This is a genomic window from Pseudomonas sp. MWU13-2517, assembly GCF_023242545.1.
Taxonomy (GTDB): Bacteria; Pseudomonadota; Gammaproteobacteria; order Pseudomonadales; family Pseudomonadaceae; genus Aquipseudomonas.
This window is the reverse complement of the sequence record NZ_JALMFA010000007.1, coordinates 147,013-171,440: the sequence shown is the minus strand read 5'-3', so window position 1 is coordinate 171,440 and position 24,428 is coordinate 147,013. Positions and strand designations below refer to the sequence as shown.

The window sequence follows — 24,428 nt, the reverse complement described above, 5'->3', positions numbered from 1 at the left end:
GGGAAGGGGGTGTGCTTTGAGGCCGTGCATTCTAGCGTAAACCGCCGCCAACGGCACCCGAAACGCTACGGCTGGCCGCTGCCGAACGTCAGTTGGCAGGCAATGCACGGTCTCGGGGCGTTTTGCAGAGGCGTGCACGCAGTTATTTTAACCGTCACAAACCTTCGCCAACCCTTGTTTCTGCGGGGTCCAGCCCGGTTTTCCGGGCGCTAGCAGACAAGTCCCCCGCTGTCGAGATATGGCGCCGAGGGCCGTTTGCGTATACTGCGCCAATGTTCTCCCCAACTGCTTTGCGCCAGCGATGCGCCAAATGGCTCTTCGTCACCGGACTCTTCCTGCTGCTCAGCGCCTGTGTTGATAAACCCAGCACGCTCGAGCGAATCAAGGAGGATGGTGTATTGCGGGTGGTTACCCGCAACAGCCCGGCGACTTATTTCCAGGACCGCAACGGTGAAACCGGTTTCGAGTACGAACTGGTCAAGCGCTTTGCCGACGAACTGGGTGTGAAGCTGGAAATCGAGACCGCCGACAATCTCGACGACCTGTTCGGCCAGTTGGGCAAACCCAAAGGCCCGGTCCTCGCCGCTGCCGGCCTGGTCAGCAGCGAGCAGCGCCAGCAACAGGTACGTTTTTCCCATCCTTACCTCGAAGTGACCCCGCAGATCATCTACCGCAACGGCCAGTCGCGCCCGACCAACGCGGCAGACCTGGTCGGCAAGAAGATCATGGTGCTCAAGGGCAGCACCCACGCCGAACAACTGGCGGCGCTTAAAAAGCAGAATCCTGCGATTGAATACGAAGAATCCGACGCCGTTGAAGTAGTCGACCTACTACGCATGGTGGACGAGGGCCAGATCGACCTGACCCTCGTGGACTCCAACGAAGTGGCGATGAACCAGGTGTACTTCCCCAACGTGCGCGTGGCGTTCGACCTCGGCAACGCCAGCAACCAGAGCTGGGCCGTGGCGGCAGGTGATGACAACAGCCTGCTCAACGAGATCAACAGTTACCTGGACAAGGTCGAGAAGAACGGCACCCTGCAGCGCCTGAAAGACCGCTATTACGGGCATGTCGATGTGCTCGGCTATGTCGGCGCCTACACCTTCGCGCAACACCTGCAGCAGCGCCTGCCCAAATACGAGAAACACTTTCGCAGCTACGCCAAGGAAGAAAAAGTCGACTGGCGACTATTGGCAGCCATCGGCTACCAGGAATCCATGTGGCAACCGGCCGTCACCTCCAAGACCGGTGTGCGCGGCCTGATGATGCTGACCCAGAACACCGCCCAGGCCATGGGCGTGTCGAACCGGCTGGATGCCAAGCAAAGCATCATGGGCGGTGCCAAATACCTGGCGAAAATCAAGGATGAATTGGACGACAGCATCGCCGAACCCGATCGCACCTGGTTCGCCCTCGCCGCCTACAACGTCGGCACGGGCCACCTGGAGGATGCGCGCACCCTGGCCAAGCGCGAAGGCCTGAACCCGAACAAATGGCTGGATGTGAAAAAGATGCTGCCGCGCCTGTCGCAGAAGCAGTGGTACAGCAAGACCCGCTACGGCTACGCCCGGGGCGGTGAGCCCGTGCACTTTGTGGCGAACATCCGCCGTTACTACGACATCCTGACCTGGGTAACCCAACCGCAGTTGGAAGGCAACCAGGTGGTCGAGGGCAACTTGCACGTACCGGGCATCGACAAGACCAAGCCGCCGGAAGAAACCCCGCCGTTGTAAACAGGGTTCTTCAAATCCGCGGAACCACCTCGCCCAGGGTGTTCTGCCCCCGCCCTAAAGCCCGGTGAGCAGATGCACCACCCCGCCCGCCAACACCATCACTGGCACCCCCGCCGCCTTCAACGCCGTCTCATCCAACTGCCCCGCATCCTTCAACTGGACCCGCACCCGTGTCAGCGCAACACGCTGTTGCGAGTTGAGATTGTGTGCACCACCCAGGGCCCTCAGCACATCGTCAGACACCAGGTTTTGTGTCGGCGCCACCACCGTCTCGGCAATCAAATCCGGGGTCAGGGCTTTCCAGAACGCCCGCTGCAATTTCTCGAACATACTCAGTGCTCCACAACAGGTGAGGTTTCAACGGTGGCCGCGTGGAACAGGCGCAGGGCTTCGCGTACCTGGGCGGCTTCTTCCAGGCCCAATACCTGACGGGCGATGAGCTGACAGTCGGCAAGGTCCAGATCGCGCACGGTGGCCTTGATGGTCGGGATCAACGGCACGCTGACCGACAACTCATCCACCCCCAGCCCGATCAACATCGGCACCGCCAGCGTCTCAGACGCCAAGGCGCCGCACACGCCCACCCACTTGCCATGGGCATGGGCGGCCTTGACGGTGCTGGCGATCAAACGCAGCACTGCGGGGTGAAAGCTGTCGGCCTGGCTGGCCAGGCGTGGGTGGTCGCGGTCCATGGCCAAGGTGTATTGAGTCAAGTCGTTGGTGCCGATGGAAAAGAAATCCACATGCGGTGCAAACACATCGGCCATCAAGGCGGCAGACGGCACTTCGATCATGATGCCCAGCTTTGGCAGTTCGGTGAGCCCGAGCGCCAGCGCTTCTTCCTGAAGAATCGCGCGGGCCAGGTGCAACTCCGACAGCAGGCTGACCATCGGCAACATGATATGCAGGCGTGCGAAGCCGGCACTGGCGAGGATCGCGCGCAACTGTTCGCGCAACAGCTGCGGGCGCTCCAGGCACAGGCGAATACCGCGCAAGCCGAGAAATGGATTGGCCTCGCTGTCCATCGGTACATAGGCCAACGGTTTGTCGCCACCGACATCCAGGGTACGCACCACCAGATTGCGCCCGGGGCCCAAGGCACGGGCGATGGCGGTATAGGTGCCGGCTTGCTCCTGCGGACTCGGTGCGCGGTTGCGGTCCAGGTACAGAAACTCCGAACGCAGCAGGCCGACGCCTTCACCGCCCAGGGTCAAGGATTGCTCCACCTCCTGCAACGAGGCGACGTTAGCCGTGACTTCGACGTGATGACCGTCGCGGGTGACGGCCGGCAGGGTCGCCTGTGCCACGTCACGCTGACGCCTGTGCACATGCTGCTGGCGCGCCGTTTCCAACTGTTCGATTTCGGCCAGGTTCGGCTCCAGGTGCAACTCGCCTTTGTCAGCGTCGAGCAGTACCTGCTTGCCGTTGGCCAATGCCAGTACCTGCACCGGCACGCCACAGATCGCCGGCAAGCCCAAAGCCCGCGCGAGAATGGCGACGTGACTGGTCGCGCCACCGCCGACGGTGACGAAGCCAAGCACCTTATGCGTGTCCAGGCCGGCGGTTTGCGAGGGGGTCAGTTGTTCGGCGATCAGGATCGCGCGTTCGGGTAAATCCCAGGCGCGGTCCTCAATGCCGAGGATCAATTTCAGTACACGCCGGCCGACATCGGTGAGGTCCGCCGTACGTTCGGCGAGCAGGGCACTGCCCAGGCCCTGGAACAATTTACCGGTGGCGACCGTGGCGCTGTTCCAGGCGAATGCAGCGCTCTTGTCTTGTGCCAGCAGAGCGTGGGCCTGTTCCAGCAATGTCGGGTCCTCGAGCAGTTCCTGGTGGGCGCGGAAAATCTCGACCTGGGCACTGCCTGCCGCATTGTCTTGCAATGTTTGCAGGGCGACGCTTGCCGCCAGCAATCCCCGCTCCAGGGCTGCGCGCTCGACCGCTTCGCCGGCGCCTTGTTCGGTAATTGTCAGTGCAGGCTCGGCCACCTGCACCACTTGGCCAAACGCCGACCCCGGCGACGCGCAAACGCCTCGCAACAATGTCGCTGACGCTGCTGTAGCCAATGGCTCAGCCACCTCGACAGTCACCTCATCCGTCGCATCGACCGTCTCACCACAGCCTTCATTCAACAACTTCACCAGCGTCTTGATCGCTGCCTCGGCATCCTCTCCGGCGGCGCTCACTTGCACGGTATCGCCCTGTACGGTTTGCAGCGCCATGATCGCCACCAGCGACTTGGCATTAGCGCTGTGGACTTGCTTGTGCAAATAGATGCTCGCCTTGAACCCCTTCGCCGCCTGGGCAAGCACCGCCGCAGGGCGGGCGTGCAGGCCGTTGGCATTGGGCAAGGTCAACGGCTTGGAGAACAGTGCGTCGCCCTCCTCCTCAACAACCTCGTCAACGGCTTGAGCAGGTGACACCCGCAGCAGCGGCTGACCTGCCTCCACCTGGCCATCGGCCAAAAGCGTGAAAGGCTCGCCGCTGACGACCAGCATCAGCGTCAGCAAACTACGCGCATTGAGCGCCACGTAGTCGGCATCGAATTCGATCAGCGGTTGCCCGACCGCCACGTGCTGGCCTTCCTGCACCAATCGAGTGAAGCCCTGGCCCGCCAGGTTCACGGTGTCCAGGCCGATATGCATCAGCACCTGGACGCCGTTGTCGTCGGTCACGCTGACGGCATGCCCACTGTCCTGGATATTGCTGATCACCCCGGCCAACGGCGCGCAGAGGGTCTGCGAGGTCGGGTCGATGCATAGGCCGTCGCCGATCAGGCGACTGGCGAACACCGGGTCGGGCACCTGATCCAGCGCCAGCAGCACACCGGACAAAGGCGCCAGCAGTTCCAGGGGTTGAGTTGTGGTCATGACTTCACCTGCTGTTTGTTCTGTAAAAATCATAGGGCGAACGCAAATTCCCGGGTGAACGACGATCAATGTGTCAGCGCGGGCCTGCTCACGAATGCGGTGGGGCATTCAATACCTGTGTTGCCTGATGGACCGCTTTCGCGAGCAAGCCCGCTCTCACATTTATCCCGCGTACAGCAGGGATTCACTTCCACCAATATTCGACCTGCACACCGACGTTCGACCCATGCCGTGCAGTGCCGTAGGCGCCGGTGTCGGACAGCGCCGAACCTGCCGCCAGCTCATTCGCCGCACGCTTGGCCGCTTCGTTCCAGCTTGCATAGGTGTAGTACAAGCGCACCTCCGGTCGTGCCCAGAATTCCGGACCTTTGGGCGACCAGGTCGGGGCGAAGGTGAATTTGCTCAGTTTGCGCGTGCCACCCGTGGCCTCAACCTGATCATGCCCCAGCTCGGTGACCAGTTTGAATTGCTCGCTGAGTGCATACGCCGGGCGCACGCCGATGGACATCCAGGTCTGGTCCTGGCTGCCGGGACGGATGTCTTTCTGGTACACCGCCTCGACCTGCCCGCCGAAACGCGGGGTGAGCTGCCAGTCGAAAAACTCCACGGCGCGGTAGCTTTTGCTGTTCTTGTCCAGTCTCGTATCACCGGTATAACCGAGGCCGGTGCCAGGGCCTTCACCATACTGCAGGGCGAATTTGTTCTTGCCACCCAGGAAAGGTTTTTGCACATGCTGCGCCGTGATCGCCCAGCCACTATTGGCGTCGCGACCGCCTGCTTTGTCGATGTAGCTCAAGCCGAACTCCAGTTCACCACCAGGGTTGGTCTTGAAGCCCGCCACGTTGAAGTCGTGACGGGTGGCGTATTCCTTCTGGTACAGGTTGTCCTTGCGCGAGAGGGCATAGCTGTATTTGAGGTCGCCGATCAATACGTCCTCGACGCCGCCACCCGTGGCGCTCTGGTTCCAGTAGTAGAAGTCGGAGATGTGGATGTCGTTACGTTTGTAGTAACGCCGCCCCGCCCACAGCGAGCCGCCATTGAGGCTGGGCAAGTTGGACCACTGCGCATACATCTGCGGCATGCGCGCCGAACCATTGTCTTCGCCCTGGAATCTCAGGGCACGGTCGTACTTGTTGTAGAGAGACGCCATCGCATCGACGCTAAGCACCGAGCCGTCATCAAGGGTGAGCACATCCTGGCGCAATTCGAGCTCGGCGTACTGCTCGCATTCATTCCCCAAACGGTATTTCGATTGCGCCCCCGGCAACTGAAAGCACTGCTGTTTGCCACTGCCCGTTGAAGTGCCCGCGCCGCTGCGCAGGTAACCGGCGAACTCCAGGGCCTGAGCGGCAAATGGGGCAGTAAGACACGACGCAATGAGGCCCAGCTTTATTGTTGTTTTCATGAAACACTCCACTATTTTTATTATGTTTTTTTGCAGCGCCCCTGCACTCCCATACAGGGGTTCCAGCGGGTCTCACTCCTTGAGGTGCAGCACAAACGATTCATAAGGACGTAACGCCACCCTGCTCGAACGCGGCGGGCAGTCGGGGTAGTTGCTGATCAGCAGGCGTTGCTCAGTCGCTGTGCCGATGACACCTTCCGGCAACAGGACTTCGCAGCTTTCGACATAGAAATTGTTGAGTACCAGCAAGCGCTCGCCCTGGCCTTCGCGCACGTAGGCCCAGACTTGCGGGTGGTCTTGCAACAGTGGGCGGTAAACGCCTTCCTGAATCAGCGGCTCGTGGCGACGCAGAGCGATCAGCGCACGGTAGTGATGCAGCACCGAATCCGGGTCATCCAATTGGCTGGCAACGTTGATCTGCGCCGCATTGGCCGGAATGCCGATCCAGGGTTCACCCGTGCTGAAACCGGCATTCGCCTCCTGATTCCACTGCATTGGTGTGCGCCCGTTGTCACGGGACTTCTGCATGATCGCCGCCATGCTCGATGCCTCGGACTCACCGGCATCACGCTTGAGCCGGAAGATGTTCAGGGTCTCCACATCGCGGTACTGCGAGATGCTGTCGAAGCCCGGATTGGTCATGCCCAGTTCTTCGCCCTGGTACACAAACGGCGTGCCCTGCAGGAAGTGCAACGCGGTACCGAGCATCTTGGCCGAGACCACGCGGTGCTCGCCGTCATCACCAAAACGCGAGACCACTCGCGGCTGGTCATGGTTACACCAGAACAGCGCATTCCAGCCGCCACCGGCCTGCATGCCCAACTGCCAGTCGGAAAAGATCTGCTTGAGTTGCAGGAAATCGAAGTCGGCCTTCACCCACTTCTGCAAATTCGGATAATCGACTTTCAGGTGATGAAAGTTGAACGTCATCGACAGTTCTTTCGACTCTGGTCGCGAGTAGCGGATGCAGTGTTCCAGGCTGGTGGATGACATCTCGCCGACATTGATCAGTGCATGCCCTTCGAAGACTTCGCGGTGCATTTCCTGCAGGTATTCGTGCACGTTGGGGCCGTCGGTGTAGAAGCGCCGGCCATCGCTGGTGTCTTCGGGAAAATCGGCGGGCTTGGAAATCAGGTTGATCACGTCCAGGCGGAAACCGCCCACGCCTTTGTCGCGCCAGAAGCGCATCAGCTTGTACACCTCGGCGCGCACGTTGGGGTTATCCCAATTGAGGTCGGCCTGGGTGTGGTCGAACAGGTGCAGGAAGTACTGGCCGGTTTGCGCTTCGTACTCCCAGGCCGAGCCGCCGAACTTGGATTCCCAGTTGTTCGGTTGGTCGCGCCAGATGTAGAAGTCGCGGTATGGGTTGTCGAGACTGCTGCGCGCTTGCTGGAACCACTCATGTTCGATGGAGGTGTGGTTGACCACAATATCCAGCATCAGCTTGATGCCGCGCTTGGCCGCTTCGCTGATCAGCAGGTCGCAGTCGGCCATGGTGCCGTAGCTGGGATCGATGGCATAGTAGTCGCTGATGTCGTAGCCGTTGTCGCGTTGCGGCGAACGCAGGAACGGCGTGATCCACAGGCAATCCACACCCAGCCATTTGAGGTAGTCGAGTTTGTCCACGATGCCCAGCAGGTCACCGGTGGCGTTACCCGCGTGGCTGTGGAAGCTTTTGGGGTAGATCTGGTAGATCACCGAGTGCTGCCAGTCTTGCATGGGGACTCCTTCAGTAAGTTGTGTGCTGGCCCCGCGGGCCTCATCGGGAGCAAGCCCCCTCCCACTTTTGAATGCGTTCACAAATCAATATGGGAGAGGCTCGCTGCGATAGCGGTCGATCAGGCGACTCGATACCCAGGCCGGACAATCTTCATGCTCAACGCGCAGGTCAGAACAAACGGCACCACCATCGCGATGACCATCCCGATCACAAACATGGCGATGGAGTGCGGCACGATCGAAATAAACCCGGGCAAGCCCCCCACACCGATAGCCGATGCCTGCACCTTGTTCATCGACAGGAAAATGCTGCCCAACGCAGAGCCCGCAAGGGCCGCATAAAATGGAAACTTGAAGCGCAGGTTCACCCCGAACATCGCCGGTTCCGTAATGCCGAAGTAAGCGGAGATCGCCGAGGTCGACGCCATGCTTTTGTCCCGCGCATTGCGGGTCGTGTAGAACACCGCGAGCGCGGCGCTGCCCTGGGCCAGGTTGGACATCACGATCATCGGCCAGATAAAGGTGCCGCCCTGGGTGGAGATAAGCTGCAGGTCTACGGCGAGGAACATGTGGTGCATGCCGGTGATCACCAGCGGCGCGTACAACAGGCCAAAGATCGCTCCGCCTACCATCGGTGCCAGGTCAAACAGGGTGACCACACCCTCGGTGATCAGGATGCCGAGGTGCCGGGTCACCGGGCCGATGATGGCCAGGGCCAGCACCCCGGTCACGACGATGGTGGTAATCGGCACTACGAGCAGTTGAATCGCGTTGGGCACTCGAGCCCGCAGCCATTTCTCGATCACGCTCATCACATACGCCGCCATCAGGATCGGCAGGATCTGCCCCTGATAACCGACTTTTTCGATCTTGAACCAGCCGAAAATATCGAAGTACGGCAGGCTCTGGCCATCGAGCCCGGCCACGGCCTTGCCGTAGTTCCAGGCATTGAGCAGATCCGGGTGTACCAGCATCAGGCCGAGCACAATGCCGAGGATCTCACTGCCGCCAAAGCGCTTGGCCGCCGACCAGCCCACCAACGCCGGCAGGAACACGAACGAGGTGTTGGCCATCAGGTTGATCAGGCTCCACAGGCCATCCAGGTTCGGATAGGCCTCCAGCAGCGTCTTGCCCTCGATGAACATGCCTTTGGCGCCCATCAGGTTGTTCACGCCCATCAGCAGGCCGGCGATGATCAAGGCGGGCAGGATCGGCATGAACACATCGGAGAACACCCGCACCAGGCGCTGCATGGCGTTGGTCTTGTCGGCGCCCTTCTTCTTCACATCCGCGATGGTGGCGGCGGCCAGCCCGGTTTGCTCGCGCAATGCGGCGTAGACCTTTTCCACTTCACCAGGGCCGATCACCACCTGGAACAGGCCGCCGGTGAAAAACGAGCCCTTGACCAGGTCGACCTGGTTCAACGCGCTGCCGTTGACCCGGCTCGGGTCCTTGAGCGCCAGGCGCAGGCGGGTCACGCAGTGGGCAGCTTGCTCAAGGTTGTCGCTGCCCCCGAGGTTCTCGAGAATCTCGCGGGCAATCGTCGAATAGTCGTGGCTCATGCTTGGTTTCCACTTTGATTTTTTTATTTGGGGGCAGTCATTGGCAGCACGCCGAGGGCAAAAGTACTCGTCTGTACGAGTTAAAGCAACAACTCGTCTGTACGAGTTACAAATTGTTTACTTTTCCTAACCCTGAGTCGGACATTTCTGTTCTTGCTCCGGCATCCAATGGACAAACCCCACCTCTGCCACTAAGGTTCCTGCCTGAACGCGCAGTCACCTTCATCCGTCGGGCACAGAGCCATCTCCATGAGCAAATACAACCAGATCTATACGGATCTGCTTGCCAGCATCACCACCGAACGCCTGCAACGCGGCACGCGCCTTCCCTCCGAAACCGAACTGATGGACAGCTACCAGGCCAGCCGCGGCACCGTGCGCCGCGCCATCGAGCAGCTGCAGGAACGTGGTTTTGCACAAAAAATCCACGGCAAGGGCACCTTCGTGCTGTCGCCCAACCCGATCGAGTTCCAACTGGGTGGTATCGTCAGCTTCCACGAAACCCACGCCGACCTGGGCGATGACGTACGCACTGAAGTCGTCGAATTCACCCAGTTGCCCCTGGAAGGCTCGCTGCTGCAACACATCGAAGCAGAACCCGGCACCCTGATCACCCGCATCAAACGGGTACGGCGCATCGGCGGCAAACGCGTGATCCTCGACATCAACCACTTCGTCGCTGACGTGATCCCGGGGCTGGACCGCGCCATCGCCGAACAGTCGATCTACGCGTTTATCGAACAGACCTTACAACTGCAAATTGCCTACGCCCAACGCACCATCGAAGCCCTGCCGCGCAGCAAGGACGACCAGGCACACCTCGACCTCGACGGCCAGAGCCATGTGATCGTGGTGAGTAACCAGACGTTTCTGCAGGACGGGCGGCAGTTCGAGTACACCGAGTCGCGGCATACGTTGGATAAGTTTTACTTTTCGGATATTGCGCGGCGATAAGCAGAAATCGGGAAAATCATTGCACTGCGACTCATCCCATGCCGTTGCGCGAGCAGGCTTCGTGAAAGTCCGGCGGCCTTGCGCTTACATCCCAGAAACACAAAACCCCGGCCTGGGATGGCCGGGGTTTTGCTATTCAGCGTTCACCTGCTAGCGCAGGCTTACTCCCACTCAATCGTCGCCGGCGGCTTGCTCGACACGTCATAAGTAACGCGCGAAATGCCTTCGATCTCATTGATGATACGGCCGCTGACAGTTTCCAGCAGTTCGTACGGCAGGTGTGCCCAGCGGGCGGTCATGAAGTCGATGGTTTCTACGGCACGCAGGGCCACGACCCATGCGTAGCGACGGCCATCGCCTACGACGCCAACGGATTTCACCGGTTGGAACACCACGAATGCCTGGCTGACTTTGTGATACCAGTCGGCCTTGCGCAGTTCTTCGATGAAGATGTGGTCGGCGCGACGCAGCAGGTCGGCGTATTCCTTCTTCACTTCACCCAGGATGCGCACGCCCAGGCCCGGGCCCGGGAATGGGTGGCGGTAGACCATGTCGTATGGCAGGCCCAGTTCCAGGCCCAGACGGCGGACTTCGTCCTTGAACAGTTCGCGCAACGGCTCTACCAGCTTGAGGTTCATTTCCTCAGGCAGGCCACCCACGTTGTGGTGGGACTTGATCACGTGGGCCTTGCCGCTCTTGGCGCCGGCCGACTCGATCACGTCAGGGTAGATGGTGCCTTGGGCCAGGTACTTGATGTTGTCCAGTTTGTTGGACTCGGCATCGAATACGTCGATGAAGGTACGACCGATGATCTTGCGTTTCTTCTCTGGGTCGGACTCGCCGGCCAGGTTGTTCAGGAACTGCTCTTCGGCGTTGGCACGGATCACCTTGACGCCCATGTTCTCGGCGAACATGGCCATCACTTGCTCGCCTTCATGCAGGCGCAGCAGGCCGTTATCGACGAATACACAGGTCAACTGGTCGCCGATGGCTTTGTGCAGCAGTGCTGCAACCACGGAGGAGTCAACGCCGCCGGACAGGCCGAGCAGCACGTTGTCGGTGCCGACCTGGGCACGCACCTGGGCAATGGCGTCCTCAGCGATTTTCGACGGTGTCCACAGGGCTTCACACTCGCAGATGTCGAGGATGAAGCGCGACAGGATGCGGCCGCCTTGCTTGGTGTGGGTCACTTCCGGGTGGAACTGCACGCCGTAGTAACGACGCTCGTCGCTGAACATGCCGGCAATCGGGCAGCTCGGGGTGCTGGCCAGGATGTGGAAGTCTTCCGGCATCCGGGTGACTTTGTCACCGTGGCTCATCCACACATCAAGGCCGAACAGGCCATCGGCGTCGATGTGATCTTCGATACCGTCCAGCAGGCGGCTCTTGCCGACCACGTCCACACGGGCATAACCGAATTCACGCAACTCGGAACCTTCAACCTTGCCGCCCAGTTGCTCGGCCATGGTCTGCATGCCGTAGCAGATACCGAAGACCGGCACGCCCAGGTCGAATACCGCTTGTGGGCAGCGCGGGCTGTTGGCTTCGTGCACGGACTCGGGGCCGCCGGCGAGGATGACACCTTTAGGGGCGAATTCGCGGATCGCTGCGTCGTCCATGTCGAACGGATGCAGTTCGCAGTACACGCCGATTTCACGCACGCGGCGGGCGATCAGCTGGGTGTACTGGGAACCGAAGTCGAGGATCAGGATGCGGTGGGCGTGAATGTCGAGGGCCATGAGAGAAACTCTGAAGAGCAGTTGCAAGCTTCAAGCTGCAAGCTGCAAGTAATCGGAAGCCGCGCGGTAGCTGTACGAATACAGCCCCGCCTGCAGCTTATAACTTGAGGCTTATAGCTGTCGGCATCAGCCGACCCGGTAGTTTGGCGCTTCCTTGGTGATCTGCACGTCGTGGACATGGGATTCAGCCATGCCGGCGCCGGTGATCCGTACGAACTCCGGCTTGGTGCGCATTTCTTCGATGTTGGCGCTACCGGTATAGCCCATCGAGGAACGCAGGCCACCCATCAACTGATGGATGATGGCGCTCAGAGGGCCTTTGTACGGCACACGGCCTTCGATACCTTCCGGTACGAGCTTCTCGGCGCCTGCCGAGGAGTCCTGGAAGTAACGGTCGGAAGAACCTTGTGCCTGGGACATGGCGCCCAGCGAACCCATGCCACGGTAAGCCTTGTACGAACGACCCTGGAACAGCTCGACCTCACCCGGTGCTTCTTCGGTACCGGCGAACATCGAGCCCATCATCACGCAGGAGGCACCGGCAACGATGGCCTTGGACAGGTCACCGGAGAAACGGATGCCGCCGTCGGCGATCAACGGCACGCCAGTGCCTTCAAGGGCAGCGGCGACGTTGGCGATGGCGCTGATTTGCGGCACGCCGACACCGGCGACGATACGGGTGGTGCAGATCGAGCCAGGGCCGATACCGACCTTGACGGCGTCGGCGCCGGCTTCGGCCAGGGCCTTGGCGGCTGCGCCGGTAGCGATGTTGCCACCGATCACCTGCACTTCAGGGAAGTTCTCCTTGACCCAACGCACACGGTCGATCACGCCTTTGGAGTGACCGTGGGCCGTGTCGACCACCACCACGTCAACACCGGCAGCGACCAGAGCCGAAACGCGGTCACCGGTGTCTTTACCGGTACCGACGGCGGCGCCGACGCGCAGACGACCTTGGTCATCCTTGCTGGCCAGGGGGTAAGCCTTGGCTTTTTCGATGTCGTTGACGGTCATCATGCCTTTGAGGGTGAATTTGTCGTCGACGATCAGCACGCGCTCGATGCGGTGCTTGTGCAGCAGTTCGCGCACATCGTTCTTGTCGGCGCCTTCCTTGACCGTGACCAGACGCTCTTTAGGCGTCATCACTTCGCGGACGGTGACTTCAAGACGGTTTTCGAAACGTACGTCACGGGAAGTGACGATACCGACCAGGTCGCCGTCGTGCAGCACCGGAACACCGGAGATGTTGTGCAGGCGAGTCAGATCGAACAAGTCACGCACGGTGGCGTCGGCTTCAATGGTGATTGGATCCTTCACCACACCGGCTTCGTAACGTTTGACCTTGCGCACTTCGGCAGCTTGCTGCTCGATGGTCATGTTCTTGTGGATGATGCCAATGCCGCCTTCCTGAGCCATGGCGATGGCCAGACGGGCTTCAGTGACGGTGTCCATGGCAGCGGAAATCAGAGGAATATTCAGCTCGATGCCACGGGTTAGGCGGGTCTTGAGACTGACTTCGTTAGGAAGCACCTCGGAATAACCAGGCACTAGGAGAATGTCGTCGAATGTCAGAGCTTCTTGGCTGATACGCAGCATCGCGGGGGCTCCCGAGCGGGAAAATGGAAGCGCGCCATTATATACACGCACCCTGCCGGGCTCAATGTAAAACTCTGACAAACTTGGTAATACTGATAGATGGGTAAAACCCGGCGCTTTTCTGCAGGAGCGAGCTTGCTTGCGAAGCATGCCAGGGCACCACGTTCAAACCGGACAGCCCGGTTTATCGTTGGCGATTTTCGCGAGCAAGCTCGCTCCCACAGGGGTCGGGTTACAAGCCTACAGTTCGACTTTGACCCAGCTCATCTTCTGGTCCAACCAATCGGCAAATTCGTCGATAAAGCTCTGCTTGAACCCGGCCTCCGCCCAATTGTTGAAAATGAATCCCAGGTTGGAAAACCCGCACTCCTGCAGGAACAGAAAACCGTTGATGTCATCTTCGTGCCCACACAGCGGGCAGGTGAAGTTGTCAGTGTGGCCAGGCATCCAGTCTTCCAGGCTTTCAAACAGCGCTTCGCCGACTTCCTTGAGGCATTCCGGGCACCCGGCTTCTTCGAGAAAGCCTTTGGCCGGCGTATAGATGCAACGCTTGTAGATGATCTCCAGGCCGTTGACCGGCTCGTTGAACGGCAGCGCCTCGGGATGCAGCACCACGGCCCGGGCGCCATCTGCAAGCGCGTAGGCCATGCGGTTGCCGGTGCGGCCGCAGGTGGTCAGCTCTTCCTTGATGATGTTCTTGCGCACCAGCCAGCGCACGATCGCCCGAGCGCGGGGTTCGTGGACGGGCAAGGTGGAGATTTTCGGGACAAGGATGCTTTGGGAGTTCATGAGAGTCCTGCGGTGTGCCGTCTGACGCCTTCGCGAGTAGCCCGCTCTCACATTTGAATGTCTTCACACATCAAAATGCGACGGCAGGCTTGCTCGCGAAGAGCCCTGAAGGCTGGCAGCTTAATCCCTGAAGAAATCAGGTCAAGTGCTCAGATACCGCCCGATCAACGCAATGCCGCTGGCCAGCACCAGCCACGTCACCAATCGCACAAAGGCTTCACGGGACATGCGCATCGTCAGCCTGCGCCCACACCACAGCCCGAGGGCCGTTGCCGGCAACAGGCACAGCGCCAGCATCAACAACGGCAAGTCGGCATACACCCCGGCGATCAGGAACAGGCTCAGGCGCACCACCGTGCTGCAACTGATCAACGCGCTTTGCGTGGCGCGCGCAGCGTCCTTGGGTAAACGACTGTTCAAGTAGATCGCGTATAAAAAGCCACCACTGCCGAACAATGCGCCAAACAAGCCGCCAACGGTGCCCATGGGAATCGACCAGCCCGCCGCCAGCTGCGTCGGCCGCGCCTTTACCGCCAGGCTGTAAATCGCATAGGCACTGATAAACAGCCCCATCAACAGCAACAACAGATCCGAATGCAGATTGAGCAAAAACACCACACCGAGTGTGCAGCCCACCGCCATGCACGGCAGCAAACGCAATAACTCAGGCTTGTTCACGTCACGCCGCGACTGCAGCAGATTGCCAAATGCGGCGACGAAGTCCAGCAACACCAGCAGCGGGATGATCTTCGACAGCGGCATGAACATAATCAGGATCGGCCCCGCCACCAATGCCGTACCAAAGCCGGCAATACCAAAGACGATATAGGCCACGGCCAGGCCCAGGCCGATCACCAGCCACTCCATACCGCCAAACGACCACTGACTCATCAGCTCAACCGGGCTCATGGGCTTATTCCTTGAAAAGATGGCCATCACTTTAGCCACGGGCGAGGGATACGACTAATATCTTCAACACCCTCCAGCCATCTCGAAAAGGCATGACGCGTGATCTCTACCCGCCAGTTGCGTTACTTCGTCGAAATCGCCGATAGCGGCAGCTTCAGCGCGGCCGCAGAACGCTTGTTTGTCGCGCAATCGGCCCTGAGTCGACAGATCAAGGCGCTGGAGACCCAGCTGCAAACCCCGCTGTTCGAACGCACCGCACGCCAGCCACGACTCACCGCCGCCGGTGAAGCCTTCTATCAAAGGGCGCGAAATCTGCTGAGTGAGCTGCTCAAGGCCAGCGAGATGGCGACGCAAGTGGGCCACGGCCAACTGGGCACCCTGCGCCTGAGCCACTCAAGCACCGTGCCGATGAGCGGCCCGTTGCTGCAAGGCATCAGTACCTGGCTGGAGCGCTGCCCCGGTGTGTCGGTGGATATCGCCAAACTCTCCTCCGAAGCACAACTGGAGGAAATCGCCGAGGGTCGCCTGGACGTCGGGCTGTTACGCCTGCCAGCACTGCGCCAACGTGAAGGCGTATGCATAGAGCCTTTATATAGCGAGCAATTGTTGCTGGCGGTACCGCCAACCCATCCACTGGCACGCACTGACAAGCCGATTGAATGGGCGCAGCTCAAGGATGAAGCGTTTATCTCGATCCCCCATCCCCAGCGTGGTGGCCTGAGTTATCTGTCGGCGGAACTGTGCATGCGCGCGAGATTTTTCCCCAAGGCGGCGCGAGTGATGTCGCGCAAGACCACCCAGTTGCAACTGATCCAGGCCGGTTTCGGTATCGCCTTGTTACCAAAATCCATGCAGGACATTGCCCCGCCCAACCTGCACTTTTTGCCCCTCGCCGACCCGAACTGCCTGAGTACCGTGGCCCTGGCCTGCGCGCACACGCCCAACGCGCTGGTGGCGCAATTCTGCCAAACCCTGCGCGAATGCCTATAAACTGCCGCCATGATTAAAGATCCCTTTGCCCGTTTGGGCCTGGACCGTGAAGTCCTGACAGTCAGCCAGCTCAACGGCCGCGCGCGGGTGTTGCTGGAAGACGTGTTCACCAATATCTGGGTTGAAGGCGAGATCTCCAACCTCGCCCGCCCAGCCTCCGGCCACGTGTACTTCACCCTCAAGGACAGTGGCGCCCAGGTCCGTTGCGCGCTGTTTCGCAACAATGCCGCACGGGTGCGCCAAGCCTTGAAGGACGGCCTGGCGGTGAAGGTACGTGGCAAGGTCTCGCTGTTCGAGGGCCGTGGCGACTACCAGTTGATCCTTGATACCGTTGAGCCTGCCGGCGATGGCGCTCTGCGCCTGGCGTTCGATGCCTTGAAGGAAAAACTCAGTGCCGAGGGCCTGTTCAGTGCCGAACGCAAAGTGCCGCTGCCGGCCCACCCTCGACGCATTGGCATCATCAGCTCGCCGACCGGCGCGGTGATCCGCGACATCATCAGTGTGTTCGGCCGCCGTGCACCAAACGTCGAACTGACCCTGATCCCGACCGCCGTGCAAGGCCGCGAAGCAATCCCGCAGATTGTGCGCGCGCTGAAACTCGCCGACGCCCGGGGTTTTGACGCATTGATCCTGGCCCGGGGCGGAGGCTCGCTGGAAGACCTCTGGTGCTTCAACGAGGAGGCCGTGGCCCGCGCAATCGATGCCTGTGTAACGCCCATTGTCAGCGCGGTCGGCCATGAAACAGACGTGTCCATCAGCGACTTCGTGGCCGACGTGCGCGCCCCTACCCCCTCCGCCGCCGCTGAATTACTGGCGCCGGACGCCAGCCACCTGGTGCGCCAGGTAGAAAACCTGCATCGCCGCCTGGTGATGCTGATGCGCAACCGCCTGAGCCACGACCGCCTGCGCCTGGAGGGTTTGGCCCGCCGCCTGCGCCATCCCGGCGAACGTTTGCGCCAGCAAGCCCAGCGCCTGGATGACTTGGACATGCGCCTGCGCCGCGCGTTCGAACGCAGCCTCAATACCCGTCGCGAACGCCTGATTCGCCTGGAAACCCGCCTGGCCGGCCAACATCCCGGACGCCAACTGGCCTTGTTGCGCCAACGCCTGGACAGCCTCGCCGAACGCCTGCCCCGCGCCATGCGCGAAGGCCTGAAGGCGCGCCGCCTGCAATTGCAAAGCCAGGTGCAGACGCTGCAGGTGGTCAGCCCGCTGGCAACCCTGGGCCGCGGTTATAGCATCCTGCTGGATGAACGCGGCCAGGCCATCCGCAACGCCGCGCAAACCCACACCGGCCAGCGCCTGACCGCTCGCCTCGGTGAAGGCGAACTGCAGGTGCGGGTTGAAGACAACCACCTGACCCCCGTCACTCTTTCGTTACTGGATTGATCAATGCCACGCTTATTCAGCCTGTTGATGCTGCTGTGCCTTGCCTTTAATGCCCATGCGGATAGCTACATCACCCGTACCTTGAACAAACCGGTGCCCGGCGGCGTTGCCGTGGTCGATCTCGGCTCATCGGCGATGGCCCCCAAAGCCACGTATCAGGGCAAACCGGTGCTGGTGGTCAAGGAGCAGGACAACTGGCTGGCGATTGTCGGCATTCCACTGACGGTTAAACCGGGTAACGAGCGCATCAACAGCGGCGGGCGCAACCTGCCATTTATCGTCGGCTACAAGAAATACCCGGAACAACGCATCACCTTGAAAAACAAAAGCCAGGTCAACCCCGATCCGGCTCAACTCAAGCGTATTGAGGGCGAGCTGGCGGTGCAGATCAAGGCATACCGCACCTTCAGCCCCAACGTGCCGAGCAACCTGGTGCTGGATAAACCGGTGAACGGACCGCTGTCGAGCAAGTTCGGCGTGCGCCGCTTCTTCAATGGCGAGGAGCGTAACCCTCATTCCGGCCTGGACTTTGCCGTCGGTGCCGGCACCCCGATCAAAACCCCTGCGGCTGGGAAAGTGATCCTGACCGGCAACTACTTCTTCAACGGCAACACCGTGTTTGTCGACCATGGCCAAGGCTTTATCAGCATGTTTTGCCATATGTCGAAGATCGACGTGAAAGTGGGCGATCAACTGGCACGCGGCGCGGTGGTCGGCAAGGTCGGCTCTACAGGCCGTGCGACCGGGCCGCATATGCATTGGAACGTCAGCCTCAATGATGCGCGAGTGGACCCGGCGATCTTTATCGGCGCGTTCCAACCTTGATAAGCTCGATTGCGCGCCCGCCAATGGGCGCGCAATAAAAACCAGACACCACACACTTAACGACCATAAAATCTCGTTTTGTGCGCCAATAGCAGAACTTCTCTCAATTTTTCTCGACTGCTTGCCATCTTTCACCTCGGCGGTTAGGGTTGAGCTTATGAAAACCTCTCACACCCTCATTCAGCTCCGCCAGCACCGCAGCCTGTGCCTTGTCAGCGCACGACTGCCAGGCTGAATCGATCTGCCTCGTCCCCGGTTTTATCCCTAATAAACGCTTTCCGGCAGGCCGCCTCTTCTCGGCCCTACAACAAGGATTCTTCTGATGAGCATGCTCAAAGACCCATCTTCCAAGTACCGCGCCTTCCCGACTATCGATATCCCGGACCGCACCTGGCCTTCGAAAACCATCACCACCGCGCCGATCTGGTGCAGTTCCGACCTGCGTGATGGCAACCAGTCGCTGATCGAGCCAATGGACGCGGTTAAAAAGCTGCGTTTCTGGAAGACTCTGGTGGCTGTCGGCGTGAAGGAAATCGAAGCCTCGTTCCCGGCAGCTTCGCAAACCGACTTCGACTTTGTACGCACCCTGATCGAAGACAACCACATCCCCGAGGACACCACCATCCAGGTGCTGACCCAGGGCCGTGAAGACCTGATTGCACGGACTTTCGAATCCCTGCGCGGCGCCAAGAAAGCCATCGTGCACCTGTACAACGCCACGTCGCCGTCGTTCCGTCGCATCGTGTTCAACCAGGACAAGGAAGGCATCAAGGCCATCGCGGTCAACGCGGCCAAGCTGTTCGTCAAATACGCCGCCCTGCAGCCTGAAACCCAGTGGACCTTCGAATACTCCCCGGAGACGTTCAGCGCCACCGAGCTGGAGTTCGCCAAGGAAGTCTGTGACGCAGTGATCGAGGTGTGGAACCCGACACCTGAGCACAAGATGATCCTCAACCTGCCGGCCACCGTTGAATGCGCCACGCCGAATATCTATGCCGACCAGATCGAATGGTTCGGGCGCCATATCAACCGTCGTGACAGCGTGATCATCAGCCTGCATACCCACAACGACCGTGGCACTGGCGTTGCCGCCACCGAGCTGGGCCTGATGGCCGGTGCCGACCGTGTCGAAGGCTGCCTGTTCGGCAATGGCGAACGTACCGGCAACGTCGACCTGGTCACCGTGGCACTGAACATGTACACCCAGGGCCTCGACCCGCAGTTGGACTTCTCCGACATCGATGGCGTGCGCAAGGTCGTCGAGGAGTGCAACCAGATCCAGGTTCATCCACGCCACCCGTACGTCGGCGACCTGGTGCACACCGCCTTCTCCGGCTCTCACCAAGACGCGATCCGCAAAGGCTTCGCCCAGCAGAAAGACGATGCGCTGTGGGAAGTGCCGTACCTGCCGATCGACCCGGCCGACATCGGCCGCAGCTACGAAGCGGTGATTCGCGTGAACAGCCAGTCGGGCAAAGGCGGCATCACCTACCTGCTGGAACAGGAATACGACATCAGCCTGCCGCGTCGCATGCAGATCGAGTTCAGCCAAGTGGTTCAGGCTGAAACCGACCGCGTGGGCCTGGAGATGACTGCTCCGCAGATCTATGCCTTGCTGCAGCGTGAGTACCTGCAAGCCAACACCCCCTACGCACTGGTCAGCCATCGCCTGCAGGAAGAGAACGGCAACAGTACGGTAGAAGTGGAAGTCTCCGGCAAGGGCCAGGGTGAAACCAACCTGCGCTGGCAGGGCAAGGGTTACGGCACCCTGGAAGCCCTGGTCGCCTCCCTGCCGATCAAGGTGGAGATCATGGACTACAACGAACATGCTATCGGTGCAGGTACCAATGCCAAGGCGGCGGCCTACATTGAATTGCGTGTGAATGGCGAGCGCCCGGTGCACGGTGTGGGGATTGATGAAAACATCACCACGGCGAGCTTTAAGGCGGTATTCAGTGCGCTGAACCGCTCGTTGAGCCAGCTGGAAGCGAAAGCGGCGTAAGCACTTACCGCTGACATGCAAAAGGCCCCTGGGTAAGAATCCAGGGGCCTTTTTATTTAAGAGGTGTGGTGATCGGTCTGGCCTCATCGGGAGCAATATTCCCGACAGCAAAAATCCATCAGACCAACTGGAAAGTATCCGCATCCAGATTAGCCGGAAACCGCGTGCGATACGCCGCCAGTTCAGCCGCGTCCAGGCACACCTGGAACACCCCGTCCGCCTCCCCTGCGCTCAGCAAGGTCTCACCCTGGAAATCCAGCACCTGGCTGTCGCCGGTATAGACAAAGCCTTTGCCATCCGTACCGACCCGGTTCACCGCAGCCACATAGCACAGGTTTTCGATAGCCCGTGCAGGCAACAGCCGATTCCAATGCAGTCGCCGTGCCCCCGGCCAGTTGGCGGTGTACAGCAGCAGGTCAGTGTCATGGGCATCGCGGCTCCACACCGGGAAGCGCAGGTCGTAGCAAATCAGCGGGCGAATGCGCCAGCCCTTCAATTCGAACTGCACCTGGCGCTCGCCGGGCGTGTAGTGGTCGTGCTCGCCGGCCATTCTGAACAGGTGGCGCTTGTCGTAATGCAGCACTTCACCATCCGGACGCGCCCACAGCAGGCGATTGCGGTGGCTGCCGTCGGCCGCCTTGATGATGACGCTGCCGGTGAGCACCGCATTGTGTTTCGCCGCCTGGGCCTGCAGCCATTGATGGGTTGGCCCGTGTTCCGGCTCGGCAAGCATGGCCGACTCCATAGAAAAACCGGTGGTGAACATCTCCGGCAACACGATCAGGTCAGCCCCTGTGATCTGCTCCAGCAACAGCTCGAAATGTTCAAGGTTGGCTTGGCGGTCATGCCAGACGAGGCTGGTCTGGACCAGGGCAATATTCAGATTCGGCAATGTACTCAGATCACGCATAGCTTTTCGGCCGCTTGTCGCAGCGTCTCCTCGCGTTTGGCAAAGCACAGGCGCACCAGGCGCTGGCTTTGGGGTGGGTGCTGGTAGAACACCGAGACCGGGATGGTCGCCACGCCATGTTCGCGGGTCATCCACAGTGACATGGCAACGTCATCCAGGTCCGGGCGAATCTGTGAGTAATCCACCAGTTGAAAGTAAGTGCCGGTCACCCGGGTAAAACTGAAACGCGACGGTGCGAGCAGGTCGCAGAACAGATCGCGCTTGCCCTGGTAGAACGCCGGCAGTTCGTCGACGAGCTCCGGATGTTCGGCCATGAAGTCCGCCAAAGCATACTGCAGCGGCGTCACCGCGCAGAAGTTGACATATTGATGCACCTTGCGCAGTTCGGCCGTCAGGGCCGATGGCGCGACTACGTAGCCGGTTTTCCAGCCAGTGACGTGGTAGGTCTTGCCGAAAGAGCTGACCACGAACGCACGCTGGTACAGCTCTTCATGGGCCAGCACGCTGACGTGTGATACGCCATCGAATACCAGATGCTCATAAACCTCATCGCTGACCAGATAAATATCGCGGTCGCGGATCAGTTCGGCCAACTGGTCCAACTCGGCACGGCTGATCAATGCGCCGGTAGGATTGTGCGGGGTATTGAGGATGATCATGCGCGTGCGCGGCGAGAGCGCAGCCTTGATCCTTTCAAAGTCCAGGGCAAAGCCTTGCGGGCTCAGTTGCACATGTACGCAACGACCGCCGGCCAATTCGACGGAGGGCTCGTAGCTGTCGTAACTGGGGTCGAACACGATGACTTCATCACCGTTGCGAATCACTGTCTGGATCGCACAGAAGATCGCCTCGGTAGCGCCGGGGGTGATGGTCACCTCACTGTCAGCATTGACCACGGCGCCATAACTGCGCGCGATCTTGGCTGCCACCTGCTGACGCAGCACCGGCAGGCCGGTCATTGGCGCATATTGGTTGTGCCCCAGGGCGACATGCTTGCCCACCGCGTCGAGCAAACCCTGGGGGCCATTGAAGTCCGGGAAACCCTGGGACAGGTTGAGCGCGCCGGTTTCGGCGGCGAGTTGCGACATGGTGGTGAAAATGGTCGTGCCGACATTTGGCAGCTTGCTGGTGATCATGGGAGCCCCCTCGGGTGAGCTGAAAGTTTTAAGCTGCAAGCTGCAAGTAGGTCAAGAGCCAAAATGCCAGGCACAAAAAAGGGCTCATTTAGAGCCCTTTTTGTGCCTGGCATTTTGAGTGTCGAGCCGCTAGCTACAAGCTACAAGCAATCTCGCTTTTACTTGCCACTAGTCGCTGCCCTACTTTTTATCTCGGCGCTTCTTGTCGGCCTTCTTGTGGTGAGTCATCAAACGACGCTTCTTGTTCACCTGACGGTCAGTCAAGGTGTTCTTGTTGCCTTCGTATGGGTTCTCGCCACCTTTGAACTCGATACGAATCGGCGTACCGACCAGTTTCAAGACGCGGCGGTAGGTGTTTTCCAGGTAGCGCACATAGGACTTCGGCACCTTTTCGATCTGATTACCGTGGATCACGATAATCGGCGGGTTGGCACCGCCCAAGTGGGCATAACGCAGTTTGATCCGGCGGTTGTTGACCATCGGTGGCGCGTGCTCGCCCACCGCGTCTTCCAGGATCTGGGTGAGACGGTTGGTCGGCCAGCGGGTCACCGCGGACTTGAACGAGTTCTGTACGGAGGCGTAGAGGTTACCCACGCCGGTGCCGTGCAGGGCCGAGATAAAGTGGATATCGGCGAACTCGACGAAGAACAGGCGACGCTGCAGCTCGATCTTGACGAAATCGCGCTCGCTGGGCGTCATGCCATCCCACTTGTTGATCGCGATGACCAGTGCGCGACCAGCCTCCAGGGCAAAGCCCAGCAGGTTGAGGTCGTGGTCTACCACACCTTCGCGGGCATCCATCACAAAGATCACCACGTTGGCGTCTTTGATCGCCTGCAGGGTCTTCACCACCGAGAACTTTTCAACTTCCTCGTGGATCTTGCCGCGCTTGCGCACACCAGCGGTGTCGATCAGCGTGTACTTTTCCTCGTTACGTTCGAACGGGATATAGATGCTGTCGCGGGTAGTGCCGGGTTGGTCGTACACGATAACCCGGTCTTCACCCAGCATACGGTTGACCAGTGTCGACTTACCGACGTTCGGACGGCCGATGATGGCGATCTTGATACCGTCTTTTTCGCTCGGGCCAGGAATGCGCTTGGCTTCCTCGCCTTCGGCAACGATTTCCTCTTCGCCTTCTTCTTCCTCGACATCATCCTTAGGGAAATCGCGCAGGGCGATTTCCAGCATCTGGGTGATACCGCGACCGTGAGCGCCGGCGACCGGAATCGCATCGCCCAGGCCCATCGGGCTGAATTCGGCACGGGCCGCTTCAGGATCGATGTTGTCGATCTTGTTCGCGACCAGATAGGAACGCTTGTTGCGCTTGCGCAGGTGCTCGCCAATCATTTGGTCAGCAGCGGTGTAGCCCGCACGGGCGTCCACCAGGAACAACACGACATCGGCTTCTTCAATGGCGAGCAGCGACTGCTCGGCCATTTTTTCGTCCATGCCATGCTCGTCACCGGAAATACCACCGGTGTCGACAATAATATAGGAGCGCCCTTGCCACTTTGCCTCACCGTATTGGCGATCACGGGTCAGACCGGACAAGTCGCCGACGATGGCGTCACGAGTCCTGGTCAGGCGGTTGAACAAGGTGGACTTGCCGACGTTAGGTCGGCCCACCAGGGCGATTACGGGAACCATGCGGCTCTCCACTTCGTTATTTCAGAAAATACAAAAGCCGCTGCAAGGCAGCGGCTGGTGCTCGACTGCAGGAGCGAGCTTGCTGTGGCGAGGGAGCTTGCTCCCGCTGGGCTGCGTAGCAGCCCCCAAAACCAGGCATTCAGGATGCATCAGGTGCATCCGGTTGGCCGGTTTGGGAGCGCTCCGCGCTCCAGCGGGAGCAAGCTCCCTCGCCACATGACACTCGCTCCTGCAGGTGAAGCTGCTTGAG

18 protein-coding genes are annotated in these 24,428 nt (G+C 60.1%); 6 read left to right on the top strand and 12 right to left on the bottom strand.

The window, feature by feature from the left end; genetic code table 11:
- The first annotated feature begins 272 nt into the window (after window positions 1-272).
- Window positions 273-1,733, top strand: coding sequence for a membrane-bound lytic murein transglycosylase MltF (gene mltF, locus M5B97_RS12275; protein WP_123715360.1), 1,461 nt, complete (start codon window positions 273-275; stop codon window positions 1,731-1,733).
- A gap of 54 nt (window positions 1,734-1,787) precedes the next feature.
- Here the strand turns inward: mltF and M5B97_RS12270 are convergent, their stop codons facing one another.
- The 5 genes from M5B97_RS12270 to treP all read right to left on the bottom strand — a co-directional run bounded on the left by M5B97_RS12270 (window position 1,788) and on the right by treP (window position 9,289).
- The gene (locus M5B97_RS12270) at window positions 1,788-2,063 is read right to left on the bottom strand and encodes a PTS transporter subunit EIIB (RefSeq protein WP_134660172.1); all 276 of its coding nucleotides are present in this window, start codon (window positions 2,061-2,063) and stop codon (window positions 1,788-1,790) included.
- 2 nt (window positions 2,064-2,065) lie between these two features.
- On the bottom strand, window positions 2,066-4,603 hold the full coding sequence (gene ptsP / locus M5B97_RS12265) for a phosphoenolpyruvate--protein phosphotransferase (protein ID WP_248731595.1): 2,538 nt from the start codon (window positions 4,601-4,603) through the stop codon (window positions 2,066-2,068).
- A 184-nt stretch (window positions 4,604-4,787) separates the two neighbouring features.
- Window positions 4,788-6,008, bottom strand: a complete 1,221-nt coding sequence (locus M5B97_RS12260) for a carbohydrate porin (protein WP_248731594.1) — start codon at window positions 6,006-6,008, stop codon at window positions 4,788-4,790.
- Between the two features lie 72 nt (window positions 6,009-6,080).
- Window positions 6,081-7,727: an alpha,alpha-phosphotrehalase gene (gene treC, locus M5B97_RS12255; RefSeq protein ID WP_248731593.1), complete on the bottom strand. Its 1,647-nt coding sequence runs from the start codon at window positions 7,725-7,727 to the stop codon at window positions 6,081-6,083.
- A 119-nt stretch (window positions 7,728-7,846) separates the two neighbouring features.
- The gene (gene treP, locus M5B97_RS12250) at window positions 7,847-9,289 is read right to left on the bottom strand and encodes a PTS system trehalose-specific EIIBC component (RefSeq protein WP_248731592.1); all 1,443 of its coding nucleotides are present in this window, start codon (window positions 9,287-9,289) and stop codon (window positions 7,847-7,849) included.
- A gap of 249 nt (window positions 9,290-9,538) precedes the next feature.
- Between treP and treR the strand changes: the two genes are divergently transcribed.
- Window positions 9,539-10,243, top strand: coding sequence for a trehalose operon repressor (gene treR / locus M5B97_RS12245; protein ID WP_134660176.1), 705 nt, complete (start codon window positions 9,539-9,541; stop codon window positions 10,241-10,243).
- Between the two features lie 161 nt (window positions 10,244-10,404).
- Here treR and guaA read toward each other — a convergent pair whose 3' ends face one another.
- The 4 genes from guaA to M5B97_RS12225 form a co-directional block, all read right to left on the bottom strand.
- The gene (gene guaA / locus M5B97_RS12240; protein WP_134660180.1) at window positions 10,405-11,982 is read right to left on the bottom strand and encodes a glutamine-hydrolyzing GMP synthase; all 1,578 of its coding nucleotides are present in this window, start codon (window positions 11,980-11,982) and stop codon (window positions 10,405-10,407) included.
- 126 nt (window positions 11,983-12,108) lie between these two features.
- Entirely contained in the window at window positions 12,109-13,578 is a 1,470-nt protein-coding gene (guaB, locus tag M5B97_RS12235) for an IMP dehydrogenase (protein WP_123715351.1), read from the bottom strand.
- Window positions 13,579-13,818: 240 nt separating this feature from the next.
- Window positions 13,819-14,367, bottom strand: a complete 549-nt coding sequence (locus tag M5B97_RS12230) for a hypothetical protein (RefSeq protein ID WP_058422675.1) — start codon at window positions 14,365-14,367, stop codon at window positions 13,819-13,821.
- 141 nt (window positions 14,368-14,508) lie between these two features.
- Window positions 14,509-15,276, bottom strand: coding sequence for a sulfite exporter TauE/SafE family protein (locus M5B97_RS12225; protein ID WP_248731591.1), 768 nt, complete (start codon window positions 15,274-15,276; stop codon window positions 14,509-14,511).
- Between the two features lie 99 nt (window positions 15,277-15,375).
- Here M5B97_RS12225 and M5B97_RS12220 point away from each other — a divergent pair, with 99 nt between their 5' ends.
- The 4 genes from M5B97_RS12220 to leuA all read left to right on the top strand — a co-directional run bounded on the left by M5B97_RS12220 (window position 15,376) and on the right by leuA (window position 20,482).
- On the top strand, window positions 15,376-16,266 hold the full coding sequence (locus M5B97_RS12220) for a LysR family transcriptional regulator (protein ID WP_248731590.1): 891 nt from the start codon (window positions 15,376-15,378) through the stop codon (window positions 16,264-16,266).
- 9 nt (window positions 16,267-16,275) lie between these two features.
- Window positions 16,276-17,655 carry an exodeoxyribonuclease VII large subunit gene (xseA, locus tag M5B97_RS12215; RefSeq protein ID WP_123715347.1) on the top strand — a complete coding sequence of 460 codons (1,380 nt, stop codon included), beginning with the start codon at window positions 16,276-16,278 and terminating at the stop codon, window positions 17,653-17,655.
- 3 nt (window positions 17,656-17,658) lie between these two features.
- Window positions 17,659-18,480, top strand: coding sequence for a M23 family metallopeptidase (locus tag M5B97_RS12210; RefSeq protein ID WP_248731589.1), 822 nt, complete (start codon window positions 17,659-17,661; stop codon window positions 18,478-18,480).
- Between the two features lie 322 nt (window positions 18,481-18,802).
- Window positions 18,803-20,482 (top strand): 2-isopropylmalate synthase, encoded by a 1,680-nt coding sequence (gene leuA, locus M5B97_RS12205; protein ID WP_123715345.1) that lies wholly within the window; start codon window positions 18,803-18,805, stop codon window positions 20,480-20,482.
- Between the two features lie 118 nt (window positions 20,483-20,600).
- On the opposite strand, the gene M5B97_RS12200 is transcribed toward leuA, so the two are convergent.
- The 3 genes from M5B97_RS12200 to der form a co-directional block, all read right to left on the bottom strand.
- Window positions 20,601-21,392 (bottom strand): amidohydrolase, encoded by a 792-nt coding sequence (locus tag M5B97_RS12200; RefSeq protein ID WP_134660185.1) that lies wholly within the window; start codon window positions 21,390-21,392, stop codon window positions 20,601-20,603.
- Window positions 21,380-22,528: a pyridoxal phosphate-dependent aminotransferase gene (locus M5B97_RS12195; protein ID WP_248731588.1), complete on the bottom strand. Its 1,149-nt coding sequence runs from the start codon at window positions 22,526-22,528 to the stop codon at window positions 21,380-21,382. Before M5B97_RS12195 ends, M5B97_RS12200 begins: the two co-directional genes overlap by 13 nt.
- A gap of 180 nt (window positions 22,529-22,708) precedes the next feature.
- Window positions 22,709-24,178 (bottom strand): ribosome biogenesis GTPase Der, encoded by a 1,470-nt coding sequence (gene der, locus M5B97_RS12190; protein WP_016977675.1) that lies wholly within the window; start codon window positions 24,176-24,178, stop codon window positions 22,709-22,711.
- Window positions 24,179-24,428: the final 250 nt, after the last annotated feature.

Coding starts and splice junctions, on each gene's coding strand:
- guaB (WP_123715351.1), bottom strand. CDS start 13,578: ATGCTGCGTATCAGCCAAGAAGCTCTGACATTCGACGACATTCTCCTA.
- der (WP_016977675.1), bottom strand. CDS start 24,178: ATGGTTCCCGTAATCGCCCTGGTGGGCCGACCTAACGTCGGCAAGTCC.
- treR (WP_134660176.1), top strand. CDS start 9,539: ATGAGCAAATACAACCAGATCTATACGGATCTGCTTGCCAGCATCACC.
- M5B97_RS12195 (WP_248731588.1), bottom strand. CDS start 22,528: ATGATCACCAGCAAGCTGCCAAATGTCGGCACGACCATTTTCACCACC.
- mltF (WP_123715360.1), top strand. CDS start 273: ATGTTCTCCCCAACTGCTTTGCGCCAGCGATGCGCCAAATGGCTCTTC.
- M5B97_RS12230 (WP_058422675.1), bottom strand. CDS start 14,367: ATGAACTCCCAAAGCATCCTTGTCCCGAAAATCTCCACCTTGCCCGTC.
- M5B97_RS12225 (WP_248731591.1), bottom strand. CDS start 15,276: ATGAGCCCGGTTGAGCTGATGAGTCAGTGGTCGTTTGGCGGTATGGAG.
- xseA (WP_123715347.1), top strand. CDS start 16,276: ATGATTAAAGATCCCTTTGCCCGTTTGGGCCTGGACCGTGAAGTCCTG.
- M5B97_RS12260 (WP_248731594.1), bottom strand. CDS start 6,008: ATGAAAACAACAATAAAGCTGGGCCTCATTGCGTCGTGTCTTACTGCC.
- M5B97_RS12210 (WP_248731589.1), top strand. CDS start 17,659: ATGCCACGCTTATTCAGCCTGTTGATGCTGCTGTGCCTTGCCTTTAAT.
- M5B97_RS12200 (WP_134660185.1), bottom strand. CDS start 21,392: ATGCGTGATCTGAGTACATTGCCGAATCTGAATATTGCCCTGGTCCAG.
- ptsP (WP_248731595.1), bottom strand. CDS start 4,603: ATGACCACAACTCAACCCCTGGAACTGCTGGCGCCTTTGTCCGGTGTG.
- M5B97_RS12270 (WP_134660172.1), bottom strand. CDS start 2,063: ATGTTCGAGAAATTGCAGCGGGCGTTCTGGAAAGCCCTGACCCCGGAT.
- treC (WP_248731593.1), bottom strand. CDS start 7,727: ATGCAAGACTGGCAGCACTCGGTGATCTACCAGATCTACCCCAAAAGC.
- treP (WP_248731592.1), bottom strand. CDS start 9,289: ATGAGCCACGACTATTCGACGATTGCCCGCGAGATTCTCGAGAACCTC.
- guaA (WP_134660180.1), bottom strand. CDS start 11,982: ATGGCCCTCGACATTCACGCCCACCGCATCCTGATCCTCGACTTCGGT.
- leuA (WP_123715345.1), top strand. CDS start 18,803: ATGAGCATGCTCAAAGACCCATCTTCCAAGTACCGCGCCTTCCCGACT.